The sequence below is a fragment of the Streptomyces flavovariabilis genome (assembly GCF_000725785.1).
Classification (GTDB): domain Bacteria; phylum Actinomycetota; class Actinomycetes; order Streptomycetales; family Streptomycetaceae; genus Streptomyces; species Streptomyces hawaiiensis.
On record NZ_JNXD01000001.1, the window covers coordinates 461,088 to 475,016 of the forward strand.

Consider the following 13,929-nt stretch of genomic DNA (forward strand, 5'->3'; position numbering starts at 1 on the left):
AACGGTGGAACGGCCGGACGCGTCGAAGGTCACCGGCATGTCGGGCTCAGGGGACAGCCGGGTCGTGGCTACGTCCGGAACGGGCCCGTCACCTCGTACGTGATGCCGCCCGAGGAACTGCCGCTGGTGCCCCGCTGGCTGGAGAGGTAGAGGCGGGTGCCGTCCGGGGAGAAGGCCGGGCCCGTGATCTCCGAGCCGGACTGGCCGTCGATGCGGAGGAACGGGGCGACCACGTCGGCCGGGGTGATGACGCAGATCTCCATGCTGCCGCCGTCCTCGGCGACGAAGAGGTCGCCGGAGGCGGAGCCGGTGACGTTGTCGACGCCCGTGAGCGGGGCCGTGCCGCCGGTCACCAGGGAGTCGTCGTAGGCGAGTTCGACGGTCTGGGCGGCGGCGTCGTACTGCCAGACACGGTTGTCGCCCTTCGTGGTGAACCAGCAGGTGTCGTTCGCGTAGTAGCAGCCCTCGCCGCCGTTGAAGCGCTTGGCGCCGGACACCTGGTGGCGGGTGGCCGTCGCGCCGGTGGGGTCGGGGACGCGGACCCAGGTGACCGGGCCGCTCGTGCCGCTGCCCGCCACCAGGACCTCCAGCGTGCCGGCGGACAGGTCGCCCCAGGTCGTCGGGCGGAAGCGGTAGAAGCAGCCGTCGGTGACGTCCTCGGTCAGGTAGACGACCCGGCGGACCGGGTCGGCCGCCGCCGCCTCGTGCTTGAAGCGGCCCATGGCGTCGCGGCGCACCGCCGCCTTCGTGCCCCAGGGGTCGGTCTCGTAGACGTAGCCCCGGTCCACCTCCTCGCAGGACAGCCAGGTATTCCACGGCGTCTTGCCGCCGGCGCAGTTCTGGCGGGTGCCGGAGAGGATGCGGTACGCGCCGGTGATCGCCCCGGTCGAGGAGAACCGCACCGCGCTCGCGCCGCCCGAGGGATTGATCTCGGAGTTGGAGACATAGATCCAGCCCGTGCCGTCGGCGTAACAGGCGCCGCCGTCCGGGGCGTTGTGCCAGGTGTAGGACGTGGTCCCGACCCGCTGGCCCGACCGGGCGATCACCCGGCTGGTGAAGCCGCCAGGGAGTCTGATGCCGTTGGCGTCCGGGGCGCCCAGCGGCCCGTAGGGTCCGGTGCCGGGCTGGGCCGGGGCCGCGTACGCGGCGCCGCGCCACAGGGTTCCGCCCAGGGCGGCCGAAGTGCCGCCGAGGACGGCCGCACGCAGGAGGCTACGACGTTCCACTCTCACTCCAAGAGGTGCCGTACCGCCCTGCCGCCGGTCGACGGCAGGGTTGTGCGCGGGGGGAGGCGGGAGGGACGCTAGACGGGCAGGGTTGACGGGGCATGGACAACTCGTGGCCGTGGGGCGGCATGCTGTGTGCCGCCTGTCCCACGGCGGACACCCCCTACGCCGGCAGCGCCGGGACCTCCCGTCTCCGGCCGCCCCTCGGCCGGTCCGTGCCCGGTCCGGGCCCCTCGGCCGGTGGCCGTACGGACGGCAGCCGGATCACCACGTCCAGGCCGCCCGTCGCCGCCGCGTGCAGGGTCGCCTCGCCGCCGCTGGCGTGGGCGAGGCGCTGCACCAGGGCGAGGCCGAGTCCCGAGCCGCCCTTGGGGGCGCCCGGGGCGCGCCAGAAACGGTCGAAGGCGCGGGCCCGCTGCTCCTCCGTCATGCCGGGGCCCTCGTCGGTGACGTGCAGGTCGACCCAGCGGGGACGGCTGTCGCGCAGGGCCCGGCGGGGCGGGGCCGGCATCCGCAGCTCGACCGTGACGGTGCTGCCGGGCGGGGACGCCCGCAGGGCGTTGGACAGCAGGTTGTCCATGATCTGCTCGACGGCTCCCGGCACCGCGAGGACCGGGCCGACGCTGCCCGCGAAGAGCACGAGGGAGACGTCCTCCCGCGCGAACAGCGGCTGCCAGGTGCGGTGCCGTTCCGCGCAGACCGCGCCCAGATCGACGGTGGCGGGGATCGCCGCGTGCTCCTCCAGCCGGGCCATCGCCAGCAGGTGCTCGACCATCCGGGCGAGCCGGTCCGTCTCCGTGACGGCCGCGGTGAGGCTGCCCCGGGCCCGGGCGGCGACGTCCGGCTCCAGGTTCTCCAGGCGCAGCCGCAGCGCCGCGAGCGGGGTCTTCAGCTGATGCGAGGCCTCGCCGGCGAATGCCCGCTGGGAGGCGAGCAGATGGGCGAAACGGGCCGCGGTGCGGTTGAACGCGGCGGCCAGACTGCGCACTTCCGGCGGGCCCTTCGTGATCGTCACCGGGGTGAACCGGCCGCCGCCCTCTCCCAACTCGTGCGTCGCCTGCTCCAGTTCGCGGATGGGGCGGCCGGCCCAGCGGGCGAAGGCGAAGCCGACCACGGCCACCGCCGTCAGCACGGCCAGCCCGCCCAGGGCGAGCAGCAGCCACACGTGGTGGACCCGCTCGTGCACCGTCCGCGTGGGCACCGTCAGCCACACGGCACCCACCGGCTGCGCCTCGTGACCGACCGGCGCGGCCACCGACAGGTACTCGACCCCGCCGATCGTGGAGGTCCGCACGTCCACCGTGGAGGTGCCCCGCAGCGCGGCCGCGATGCCCGGCCGGTCGGCCAGGGCGCCGGACACCGAGGGGTCCATGGGGTGCGAGGTGGCGAGCGGCGCGCCCGAGGCGCCGACGATCACCACCTTGCCGCCGATGCGCTGCGCGCAGTGCGCCACCCGCGCGGGCAGGTCCTGCTCGGCCCGCCCCGCAGCGAGGGACAGCGCGGCGTACGCGGAGACCGACTCGGCCTCGTCCTTCGCCGCGTTGACCACCTGCTCCCGCTCCCCGCGCGAGTAGACGAAGCCCAGCGGGATCTCCAGGCAGAGCAGCACCAGCGCGGCGAGGCTGAGGTAACTGAGCAGCAGCCGTCGGGTCATGGAGAGGCCACCTGCGGCGCGTTCGGCCCCGTGTGCACCGCCAGCCGGAAGCCCACGCCCCGCAGTGTCCTGATCCACGCCGGGTGCCCCAGCTTGCGGCGCAGCGCGGCCACATGGACGTCCAGCGTCTTGGTCGGGCCGTCGAAGTGCGGATCCCAGACGCGGTCGAGGATCTGCTGGCGTGAGTAGACCGCGCCCGGGTCCTCGCTGAGGAGCGCCAGCAGGTCGAACTCCTTGGGGGTGAGCGGCACGGGGGAGTCGCCGACCCAGACCTGGCGGGTGCGGCGGTCCACCACGAGCGGGCCCGGGTCGTGCGGGGGATCGGGGGCCGGATCGTACGACGGTGCGGCAGGGGGGTCGTAGGAGAGGGCCGGGGCCGGCTCGTACGCGGGGGCCGGTTCGTAGGGCGGCGACTCGGGAGCACCGGGTGCGACCGGTGTGCCCGGGGGCTCGGGGAACGCCTGCCGGGTGCGTTGCGTGCGGCGGGTCACGGCCCGGACCCGGGCCACCAGCTCCCGCACGCTGAAAGGTTTCGCCAGATAGTCGTCGGCGCCCAGCTCCAGGCCCAGCACACGGTCGGCCTCCTCGCCGCGGGCGCTGAGGATGACGATGGGCACGTCCGAGACCTGCCGGATATTGCGGCAGACGTCGATGCCGTCCATGTCCGGCAGTCCCAGGTCGAGCAGGACGACGTCGTTGTACGGCCCTCTCAGCCCCTCCGCGCCGGTGGCGACGTGGTCGACCGTCAGCCCGAAGTGTCCGAGCCCTTCGGTGAGCGGCTCGGCGATCGTCTCGTCGTCCTCGATGAGCAGCACTCGTAGGCCCATACGTCCCGTCTCTCCGTGAAGCCGGCATGAATCCGGGCAGCGTGAATTCGCATTATCGGCCCGGTAGTTCACACGCTACAAGATGACCGTCCGTCTGGGTATCCGGACAAAGAATGTTCAATTCCTGGCCGGGCTCTGGAGTTCGCTTAACCTTCCTCTGTAAGTCGTCCGTCTACGGTGGGGCTCATAGAAGGAAATCGCAGCTCAGGAGGCAGAGTTGAAAGCATTGCTGGACCGTGCCCGCACGTTCAGGACGCGCGTCGATTTCGACAGCGGGGAATACCGGAAACTGGCCGAAGGGCAATATCCGGAGGTGCTGTTCATCACCTGCTCGGACTCCCGGGTCATGCCCGCGCTCATCACGGGCGCACGGCCCGGGGACATATTCGAGCTGCGCAACGCGGGCAATATCGTGCCGCCCTACGGACGGCCCGGGGCCTCCGGGGAGGCGGCCACCATCGAGTACGCACTGGAAGTGCTCGGAGTTCAGGACATCGTGGTGTGCGGTCACTCACACTGCGGCGCGATGGGTGCGCTGAAGTCCGGCGACGACCTGTCCGCCCTGCCCGGCGTGGACGCCTGGCTGCACATCGCCCGCCCCGAACTTGCCCCCGTCCTCGAGTCCGCGCCGGACGACCCGTCGCTGCCGGAGGTGTCCCAGGGCAACGTCGTCAACCAGCTGGCCGCCCTGCGGAGTTACCCGGTGGTGCGACAGCGGCTCGACACGGGCCGGCTGCGGCTGCACGGCTGGTACTACGAGATCGACACGGGCTTCGTCTACGAGCTCGGCGACGACGGCGCGTTCCGGGTGCATGCCGCGTGAGCGGGGCGCATGCGCGGGGGCGGGCACGCGGCGGCGCCACGCCGGGTGGCCGGACGGCCGGTCCGGCGGGAGACGCGGCGGAGGACTGGGGGGCGGCTGGTTCCGGGGGAGGTGCCGCGGACTGGGGGGCCGGCGGCTCCGGGCGGGGCTCGGGGGACTGGCAGGGGGGTGGGCCGGTCCGTGGTTCGTCGGGAGGTGCCGAGGGCTGGGGACCGGGCGGTCCGGCGGGCGGGTTGACGGGCGATCGGTCGGGTGGCCCAGGGGGCGGCCTGCTCGTGGACCCGGCGGGGGGCGCTGCGAGTCGGCGGTCGGGGGGTCCGGCGGGCGGTTTCACGGTCGGTCGGTCGGGTGGGCCCGGGGGCGGCCTGGTGGGGGACCCGGCAGGGGGCGCGAGCCGGCGGTCGGGCAGCCCGCCCGGTGAACCCGCGGGCGGCTCGGCCGGAGGTTCCCTGGGCGGTGTGCTGGGTGGGCTGATCAGCCGTGTGTCGGGTGGTGCGAAGGGCGAGGGCGGCACAGCGCGGACCAAGGCCGACCTCGTCACCGACATCACCGCCTCGCTCGTCGTCTTCCTCGTCGCCCTGCCGCTGTGCATCGGTGTCGCCGTCGCGTCCGGTGTGCCGGCCGAGCTGGGGATCATCTCGGGGGTGATCGGCGGTCTGGTCGTCGGCGCGGCACGCGGCAGTACGCTCCAGGTCAGCGGGCCGGCCGCTGGACTCGCCGCGCTCGTGGCGGAGACCGTCGCCGAGGTCGGCGTGGCCATGCTCGGCGTGATCGTGCTGTTCGCCGGCCTCCTCCAGATCATCCTGGGACTGGTGCGGCTCGGCCGGATGTTCCAGGCCATCTCCGTCGCCGTCGTCCAGGGCATGCTGGCCGGCATCGGCGTGCCGCTGATGTTCAGCCAGGCCTATCCGATGGCCGACGCCAAGGCCCCCGGCACGGCGATCGAGAACATGGCGGGCCTCCCCGGCCTGCTGGCCGGCATCGTGACCGACCCGCAGGCGATGATCGCCACCCTGCTCGGTGTCGTCACGATCGTGCTCAGCTTCGTGTGGAAGAAGGTGCCGGGTCCGGCCGGGAAGATCCCGGCGGCGCTGGTCGCCGTGGGCATCGGCATCGTGGTCGCCGCGCTGCCCGGCGTGGACGTGAAGACGCTCCAGGTCGGCAACCTGCTCGCGTCCGTGTCGGTGCCCGGGCCGGAGCAGTTCGCCGGGCTCGCGGACGGGGCGATCATCACCGCCATCCTCACGTTCACGGTCATCGCGTCCGCCGAGAGCCTGTTCACGGCCGCTGCCGTGGACCGTATGCACAGTGGCCCGCGCACCCGCTACAACACCGAGCTGATCGCCCAGGGCGCCGGGAACACCGTCGCCGGCATCCTCGGCGCGCTCCCGATCACCGCGGTCGTGGCCCGCAGTTCGGCCAACGTCCAGGCGGGGGCCAAGACCCGGCTCTCCCGCACCCTGCACGGCCTGTGGCTGCTCGCCTTCGCGCTGCTGCTGCCGCAGGTGCTCGCGCTGATCCCGATCTCGGTGCTCGCCGGTGTCCTCGTGCACAGCGGCTGGAAGCTGTTCGGGCCCGCCGAGTTCCCGAAGATGTGGCGGCAGGACAAGGGCGAGTTCGCGGTGATGACGCTGACCACGCTGGTCATCGTGGTGACCGCGCTGCTCGAGGGCGTGCTGATCGGCCTCGCCGCGGGTATCGTGCTGGCCGCGCTGCGGATGTCCCAGACCGCGATCCGCCAGCACGTCGAGGACGACACGGCGAAGGTCGTCATGGCCGGCAACGCGACGTTCCTGCGGCTGCCGAAGGTGATCGAGGCGCTGGAGGCCGCCGCCGCGTCCGGGAAGCCGAGGATCCGGCTCGACCTGACCGGCGTGACCCACCTGGACCACGCCTGCCGTAACCAGGTCGAGGAGTTCACCGCCCAGCAGCGCGGACTGGGGCTGCGGGTGGAGCTGCTGATGCCGGGGGAGGCGAAGCCGGCCGGTGACCGGGCCGAGGCGCCCGCGGGGCAAGCACCGGCACCGCTGCCCAAGCGGCACGTCACGGCCATGGCAGAGGAAGCATGGCGCGAACCGGTGGCGGAACCCTCCGCCGACGCCGAGTGGTTCTACCTCGACACCCGGCCCCTCCCGGACGACCAGCGGTCGAGCCCGGTGGGCTGACAGCGGCGAGGAGGGCCCGGCGGCGGCCCGGGCCCTCCTCGCCGCAGGCGGCGCGGCTCCTCGTAGGCTGGATCGGGCCACCGACGGAGGGAGCCTGACATGCCAGGCTGGACCACACAGGACATCCCGGACCAGAGCGGCCGCGTCGCCGTCGTCACCGGCGCCAACAGCGGGATCGGATACGTCACGGCACGTGAACTCGCCCGCAGGGGCGCGCGGGTGGTCCTCGCGTGCCGCAGCGAGGCCCGGGGCGCGGCGGCCGTGGACCGGCTCCGTGCGGAACTGCCCGAGGCCCGGGTCGAGCTGGGCCGGCTCGACCTGGGTGACCTCGCCTCCGTACGCGAGTTCGCGGCCGGATTCCCCTATGAGCGGCTGGACGTGCTCGTCGACAACGCCGGGGTGATGGCGCTGCCGTACGGGACGACGGTGGACGGGTTCGAGACGCAGTTCGGCGTCAACCACCTGGGGCACTTCGCGCTCACCGGGCTGCTGCTGCCCGCGCTGGTGGCGGCGCCGGGGGCCCGGGTCGTGGTCGTCTCCAGCGGGATGCACGCCCTCGCCAACATCGATATGAACGACCTCAACAGCGAGCGGCGCTACCGGCGCTGGATCGCCTACGCCCGTTCCAAGACGGCCAACCTGCTGTTCACGCACGAGCTGGCGCGCCGGGCGGCGGCACACGGCACGGACCTGGTGGCGGCCGCGGCCCATCCCGGGTACGCGGCCACCAACCTCCAGACCACCGGGCCGCTCGCCGAGGGGCGCCCGGCCGCCGAGCGGCTCGTGCGGCTCGCCAACCGGGTCATCGCGCAGCCGGCCGAGGCGGGCGCGCTGCCGGTCCTGTACGCCGCGACGGAACCCGGCGTACGGCCCGACTCCTTCACCGGCCCGCACATCGCCATGTGGCGCGGGGCGCCCGCACCGTCCTGGCGGGCGCCCTGGACCCTCAACGACGTGGCGGGGCAGCGGCTGTGGGCCGCGTCCGAGGAGCAGACCGGGGTGACGTACGACGCCCTGAAGGCATGACGCTCACAGGGCCACGGCCACCGCGTTGAACGTCGTCTCCGGCGTCTGCGGGCTCGTGAAGCGGGCGTTGACCAGGTAGAGGCGGTCGCCGTAGCGGGCGGCGGTGGTGGGGACGTCGAAGCGGGGGTCGGTGATCGTCCTGGTCAGGGTGGCGGTGGTGGCCTTCTTGTCGAGGTCCCAGACGGTGATCTTGTTGAGTCGGTTCTGGACGACGTACAGGGTGCGGCCGAGACGGACCAGGCCGTCGCCGCCCGCCACGTCCGTCGCACCCTTCAGCGTGACCTCGGCGGCGTGGCCGGTCCTCAGGTCCACGCGGTACAGCTGACCCGCGTTGACGACGATCAGGCCGCGGCCGTCGGGGGTGGCGACCAGGCCGTTGGCACTGTTGGTCCCGGCGGGTGCCTGCACCCACTCGCCGGTCAGCGGCAGGGCGCGGACCTCGCCCCGCCGGCCGCGCGGGACGCCGTGGAGGACCGCGGCACGGGAGTCGGTGAACCAGGCGCGGTCCTCGTGCAGGACGACGTCGTTGATGAACGGGGCCGTGTCCCGGGTGAGTTGCAACGTGCTGAGCAGCTCGCCGGTGCGCGAGTCGACGATCCTCGCGGCGCCTCCGGCGCCGCCGGCCACGTACAGCAGGCCGTCCCGGTCCAGCTTCAGGCCGATGGACGCGAGACCGGCGGCGCCCTCGTGCAGGACACTGCCCTTGCCGGTGCGCAGGTCGGTGCGGTAGATCGCGCCGTCGGCGCGCGAGCCCATGTACGCGTACGGCCTGCCGCCTATGGTGATCCCCTCGGGGAGCCAGCCGTCGGGCAGCGGGAACTCGGCCGGCCAGGGGGATCCGGGAGCGGCCTGTGCCGTGCCGGTGCCGGCGGCCACCGCGAGCGCGGCGACGGCCCCGCCGAGCACGGTCCGCCGGGACGGCTGGGGGTGGTTCCGGGTCATGGTGGGGGCCTCCGTGGAAGGAAGGTGGGGGTGTGACTCGATGAAACGCGAGGAACCCCCGACGCGGCAGCCGGGTCGGCGAACTCGACAGCAACCCGACAGTCCGGCAGGGCAGTTGTTCAGTAGACGATCGACACGATCCGGCACACGGCCCCGGCGAGCCGCCGGTCCCCCTCGACCCGGGCCCTCGCGAGGGCATCGGCCGGCTGGACACCCCGCGTGCACAGCCGCCAGGCGGTCTCCGTGTCCAGCTCCACGCCGGCCGCCGGCCGACCGCCGGGGTCCTGCGCCAGGGACCAGCCCTCCGGCCCGGCGGTCACGGTCCAGGTGCCTCCTCCGGGGCCGGTGACCGTCAGAGCCACCCGCGTGCCGGCCGGCGCGGCGGTGTCCCGCAGCGTGTGGGGCAGGGCCCGCATGAACGTGTCCAGGACCATGGACAGGGCGCGCGGCCCGGGGTCGGTGCCCAGCCCGGCCGCGTGCCGGATCTGCTGGCGGTGCGTCCAGTACTCCGTGAACTCCCGGGCACAGTCCAGCCACATGGGCGCCGGGTCCACCCCGGCCCAGGACACACCCAGGGACGGCGCGTCCGGGTCGGCGTGCGTGAAGCGGCGGGCCAGTTCGGTGCCGGCCTCTTCCAGGGCGTCGACGAGCGAGGCCGGGTCCATGTCCCGGTGGCGGTCGACCCACCCCTGGTTGGCGCGGTGGATGAACGCCTCCAGCGTCTCGCCCGGCGCGAAGGCGCCGAACTCACGACGGCCGAGGCGGGCGCAGTAGTCGCCGAGGACGTGCGCGGAGACGTCGTGCACGGTCCAGCCCGGCACGGCCGGCTCGCTCCACTGACCGGGCCGCAGCCCCCGCAACAGCCCCAGCAGCGCTGCCAGTTCCGGCCCGAACAGCGGGCGGGCGTCGATCGGGGGGCCGAGCCAGGAGAGGCCCGGCCTGTCGTTCGGCTGCGCAACCATGGCCCCCAGCCTGCCAGGCGACGACGACAACACCCCTCCGGGGGAGGGGTGTTGTCGAGGCGGGCGTCCGCGTTCCTACGCGGCGCGCACCTTGTACGCCGTGACCTGCACCGCCTCGTCGTCCAGGCACTGCCCGGACGCCAGGTCGAAGCGCTGCTTCAGCAGGGGCGAGGCGACGAACGGGCGGCCCTGGTGGGTGCCGGTCAGGCCGCGGGAGAGGACCGCCGCGCCGGTGAACGGGTCGCGGTTGTCGATGGCGAACAGCTCACCGGAGCGGTCGCGGAAGACCGCGGCCTGCCGGCCGTCCGGCAGCAGCGCGGCGACCCCGCGGCCCGGCAGCAGCGTGCTCAGGTCGCAGACCGTGAACCAGTCGCCGTCCAGAGCGAGTTCGATCCTGAGGTCGGTGGTCTCGAGTGCCAGGGTCATCGCTGGGCGCTTCCTTCCAGTACGTCAGCGGCGGGTCGCATGCCGATGGACAGCAGCGGCAGGTCGGGCTTCATCTGGTCGCGCTCGGGCACGAAGGCGACGACGGGGTCCGGGGTGTCCGGCGCGTTCACGAAGGACACGAACCGGGACAGCTTCTCGGGGTCGTTGATGGTCTCGGCCCACTCGTCGCGGTAGTGCGCGACATGCGCCTGCATCAGCTGCTCCAGCTCGTCGCAGATGCCGAGCGAGTCGTGCACCACCACGTCCCTGACGTGGTCCAGGCCGCCCGGGATCCGGTCCAGCCAGGTCGAGGTCCGCTCCAGGCGGTCGGCCGTACGGATGTAGAACATCAGGAACCGGTCGATCAGGCGGACCAGTTCGGCGTCCGACAGGTCCTGCGCGAGCAGGTCCGCGTGGCGGGGCGTGGCGCCGCCGTTGCCTCCGACGTAGAGGTTCCAGCCGTTGGCGGTGGCGATCACGCCGAAGTCCTTCGACTGGGCCTCGGCGCACTCGCGCTGGCAGCCGGAGACGGCCGACTTCAGCTTGTGCGGGGAGCGCAGGCCCCGGTAGCGCAGCTCCAGGTCGATCGCCATGCGGACGGAGTCCTGGACGCCGTAGCGGCACCAGGTCTGGCCGACGCAGGACTTCACCGTGCGCAGGGACTTGCCGTAGGCGTGGCCGGACTCGAAGCCGGCGTCCACCAGCCGGGCCCAGATCAGCGGCAGCTGCTCGACGCGGGCGCCGAACATGTCGATCCGCTGGCCACCGGTGATCTTCGTGTAGAGGCCGAAGTCCCGGGCGATCTCGCCGATCACGATCAGCTTCTCCGGGGCGATCTCGCCGCCGGGGATCCGCGGCACGACCGAGTACGAGCCGTTCTTCTGCAGGTTGGCCAGGAAGTGGTCGTTGGTGTCCTGAAGGGCCGCCTGCTCGCCGTCCAGGACGTAGCCGCTCGCGCCGATCGCGGGGGCGAGGGAGGCGATGATCGAGCCGACGGTCGGCTTGCAGACCTCGCAGCCGTCACCGCCCCGGGCGCCGTCGCGGCCGTAGCGGTCCAGCAGGTCCTGGTAGGAGTTGATGCGCAGGGCGAGGACGATCTCGTACAGCTCCTCGCGGGTCTGCGAGAAGCAGCCGCACAGGCCCTTGTCGACCTCGACGCCGCTCGCCTCCAGCTCGGCGTTGACGAGCTGGCCGAGGACCTTGACGCAGGAGCCGCAGCCGGTGCCGGCCTTGGTGCACTTCTTCACCTCGGGCACGGTCGTGCACTGGTGGTCGGTGACCGCGCCACGGATCGCGCCCTTGGAGACGTTGTGGCAGGAGCAGATGATCGCGTCGTCCGGCAGGGCGGAGGGGCCGAGCTGGACGGACTCCCCGGCGCCGGCCGGCAGCACGAGCGACTCGGGGGCGACCGGCGGGACCGAGCCGGTGAAGGCCTTCAGCGTGCCGTACGCCTCCGCGTCACCGACCAGGATGCCGCCGAGCAGCGTGCCGTCGCGGCCGATGACCAGCTTCTTGTACAGGCCCGCGCGGGAGTCGGAGTAGACGACGTCCAGGCAGTCCTCGGCGGTGCCGTGCGCGTCGCCGAAGGACGCCACGTCCACGCCGAGCAGCTTCAGCTTGGTGGAGAGGTCCGCTCCGGTGAAGGACGCCTCGTCCGAGGCGATCGTGGCCGCCGCCGTCTCTGCCTGCTCGTAGCCCGGCGCCACCAGGCCGTACACCCGGCCGTCGGAGGCCAGCGCGCACTCGCCGATCGCGAAGACGTGCGGGTCGGAGACCGTACGGCACTGCTCGTCGACGGTGATGCCGCCGCGCTCGCCGACCGTCAGGCCGCAGTCGCGGGCCAGCTGGTCGCGGGGGCGCACACCGGCGGAGAACACCACCATGTCGGCGGCCAGTTCGGAGCCGTCGGAGAGCTTCATGCCGGTGACGGCGCCCGCGGAGTCGACGAGGATCTCCTGCGTGCCCACGCCCGTGTGGACGCTCAGGCCCATCTCCTCGATGGTGCGCAGCAGCGCGGCGCCGCCGCCGTCGTCCACCTGGACGGGCATCAGCCGGGGCGCGAACTCCACGATGTGGGAGGTGAGTCCGAGGCCCTTCAGCGCGCCCGCGGCCTCTAGTCCGAGCAGACCGCCGCCGACCACGGCACCCACCCGGGCCTTGCTCTTCGCGTACTCCTCGATCGCGAGCAGGTCCTCGATCGTGCGGTAGACGAAACAGCCTTCGGCGTCCTTGCCCGGGACCGGCGGGACGAAGGGGTAGGAGCCGGTGGCGAGGACGAGGGTGTCGTACTCGAAGACCTCACCGGACCTGGCGGTGACCTTCTTCGCCTCGCGGTCGACGGTCTGCGCGGGATCGCCGATGTACAGCTCGATGCCGTGCGTGTCGATGAACTCCATGTCCGTCATGGACAGGTCCTCGGGGGTCTTCCCCGAGAAGTACGAGGTGAGGGCGACGCGGTCGTAGGCCGGGCGCGGCTCCTCGCAGAGTACGACCACGCGGTGCGTGGCGGTCAGGCCGCGTTCGGCGAGCGCTTCGAGGAAGCGCTGGCCGACCATGCCGTGGCCGACGAGCACGATCGTGGGGGTCGCCCCCGGGGTGGCCGTCATCAGGAGCCTCCATCGTTGGTGAGCAGGTGGAGCAGCGGGCCGCCGTCGGAGGGGAGCGGCTCTGCTCCCTCCCAGGCGCGGGCGAGCGCGCCGACGGTGCCGAGTTCGCCGACGAGGACCCCGCCGACCAGGCGGTCGTCGCGGACGACGACCTTGCGGTAGGTGCCGCGGGTGGCGTCGGCGAGCTGGACGACGTCGTCGCCCGGGAGCGCCTCGGTCTCGCCGAACGCGGCGAGGTCGAAGGGGCTGTCGTGCCCGTTCAGCGTGAGCCGGGTCAGGGAGCGCGTGCCGGTGTAGCGGGCCTTCGCGTCACCGGCGAGCAGCTCCGCGAGCGCGTCGGCCTGTTCGAGTGCCGGAGTGGCGAGCCCGTACAGGACGCCGTCGTGCTGGGCGCAGTCACCGATCGCGTGGATGTACGGGTCGGAGGTGCGCAGTTCGTCGTCGACGACGACGCCCTTGCGTACCTCGAGCCCCGCGGCCTGGGCGAGACCCACCCGGGGGTGGACCCCGCAGGCGACGACCACCAGGTCGGCGTCGAGGGCGTACCCGTCGGCCATCTCCACGGAGCGGACGGCGCCGCCGACGCAGCGCACGTCCCGTACGCGGCACTCGGTGTGCACCTCGACGCCCAGGTCGGTCAGATGCCGCTTGACGAGCTTCGACGCGGCCGGGTCGAGCTGGCGCTCCATCAGCCGCTCGGACTGCTGGGCGAGCACGACCTGGGCGCCGCGCAGGGCGAGCGCCCGTGCCGCGGAGACCCCGAGGAGACCGCCGCCGACCACGACGGCCCGCGCCCCCGGCCGGACCGCCTTCGACAGCCCCAGGCAGTCGTCCATGGTCCGGAACGCGTGGACGCCCTCGGGAAGTTCGTGATTCTCGGTGAACAGCCCGCGCAGCGGCGGCAGTACGGGGTTGGAGCCGGTCGCGAGAACGAGCCGGTCGTATGCGATCACCGTCCCGTCCGCGCATGTCACGGTCCGCTGCCCGCGGTCGACGCCGAGGACCCGGCCGCGCATGATCCGGGCCGGTGCCGGCAGGGCGATCACCTCGGGGCTGTACCGTCCGGCCAGCACCTCGGCGAGCAGCACCCGGTTGTACGGCTGGTGCTCCTCCTCGCCGATCAGCAGCGCGGGCGTGCCGAGCTCACCGAGCCGCCGGGCGAGCCGTACGCCCGCCAGGCCGGTGCCGATCACCACCACACGCTCATTCGAGGTCATGCACTTGAGCGTGCGGTGCCGGTGTTACCCGGCAGCATCACCTCTGTTTCCCGCG

Annotated in this window: 11 protein-coding genes; 3 read left to right on the top strand and 8 right to left on the bottom strand. The window is 73.0% G+C overall.

Translation table 11 applies throughout. From position 1 onward, the window contains the following. Positions 1–68: 68 nt before the first annotated feature. The 3 genes from IO24_RS0102020 to IO24_RS0102030 all read right to left on the bottom strand — a co-directional run bounded on the left by IO24_RS0102020 (position 69) and on the right by IO24_RS0102030 (position 3,707). Positions 69–1,226, bottom strand: coding sequence for an alkaline phosphatase PhoX (locus IO24_RS0102020; protein WP_031131097.1), 1,158 nt, complete (start codon positions 1,224–1,226; stop codon positions 69–71). Between the two features lie 163 nt (positions 1,227–1,389). After that, positions 1,390–2,880 carry a sensor histidine kinase gene (locus tag IO24_RS0102025; RefSeq protein ID WP_031131100.1) on the bottom strand — a complete coding sequence of 497 codons (1,491 nt, stop codon included), beginning with the start codon at positions 2,878–2,880 and terminating at the stop codon, positions 1,390–1,392. Continuing rightward, complete coding sequence (locus IO24_RS0102030) at positions 2,877–3,707, bottom strand: response regulator transcription factor (RefSeq protein ID WP_031131101.1); 831 nt, start codon at positions 3,705–3,707, stop codon at positions 2,877–2,879. The genes IO24_RS0102025 and IO24_RS0102030 overlap by 4 nt, the downstream gene beginning before the upstream one ends. 217 nt (positions 3,708–3,924) lie before the next feature. Here IO24_RS0102030 and IO24_RS0102035 point away from each other — a divergent pair, with 217 nt between their 5' ends. The 3 genes from IO24_RS0102035 to IO24_RS0102045 all read left to right on the top strand — a co-directional run bounded on the left by IO24_RS0102035 (position 3,925) and on the right by IO24_RS0102045 (position 7,721). Beyond that, a complete protein-coding gene (locus tag IO24_RS0102035) occupies positions 3,925–4,530 on the top strand; it encodes a carbonic anhydrase (RefSeq protein ID WP_031131103.1) in 606 nt (201 codons plus the stop codon). 458 nt (positions 4,531–4,988) lie between these two features. Then, positions 4,989–6,695: a SulP family inorganic anion transporter gene (locus tag IO24_RS0102040; RefSeq protein WP_037667066.1), complete on the top strand. Its 1,707-nt coding sequence runs from the start codon at positions 4,989–4,991 to the stop codon at positions 6,693–6,695. Between the two features lie 99 nt (positions 6,696–6,794). Beyond that, positions 6,795–7,721, top strand: a complete 927-nt coding sequence (locus tag IO24_RS0102045; RefSeq protein WP_031131107.1) for an oxidoreductase — start codon at positions 6,795–6,797, stop codon at positions 7,719–7,721. A 3-nt stretch (positions 7,722–7,724) separates the two neighbouring features. Here IO24_RS0102045 and IO24_RS0102050 read toward each other — a convergent pair whose 3' ends face one another. From IO24_RS0102050 to IO24_RS0102070, 5 genes are all read right to left on the bottom strand, one after another. Then, positions 7,725–8,663 (bottom strand): SMP-30/gluconolactonase/LRE family protein, encoded by a 939-nt coding sequence (locus IO24_RS0102050; RefSeq protein WP_031131108.1) that lies wholly within the window; start codon positions 8,661–8,663, stop codon positions 7,725–7,727. A 119-nt stretch (positions 8,664–8,782) separates the two neighbouring features. After that, the gene (locus IO24_RS0102055) at positions 8,783–9,625 is read right to left on the bottom strand and encodes a maleylpyruvate isomerase family mycothiol-dependent enzyme (protein ID WP_031131109.1); all 843 of its coding nucleotides are present in this window, start codon (positions 9,623–9,625) and stop codon (positions 8,783–8,785) included. A 75-nt stretch (positions 9,626–9,700) separates the two neighbouring features. After that, a complete protein-coding gene (gene nirD, locus IO24_RS0102060; RefSeq protein WP_031131111.1) occupies positions 9,701–10,051 on the bottom strand; it encodes a nitrite reductase small subunit NirD in 351 nt (116 codons plus the stop codon). Next, entirely contained in the window at positions 10,048–12,657 is a 2,610-nt protein-coding gene (gene nirB, locus IO24_RS0102065; RefSeq protein ID WP_031131113.1) for a nitrite reductase large subunit NirB, read from the bottom strand. The genes nirD and nirB overlap by 4 nt, the downstream gene beginning before the upstream one ends. Beyond that, positions 12,657–13,874, bottom strand: a complete 1,218-nt coding sequence (locus IO24_RS0102070) for an NAD(P)/FAD-dependent oxidoreductase (protein ID WP_031131115.1) — start codon at positions 13,872–13,874, stop codon at positions 12,657–12,659. Before IO24_RS0102070 ends, nirB begins: the two co-directional genes overlap by 1 nt. Positions 13,875–13,929: the final 55 nt, after the last annotated feature.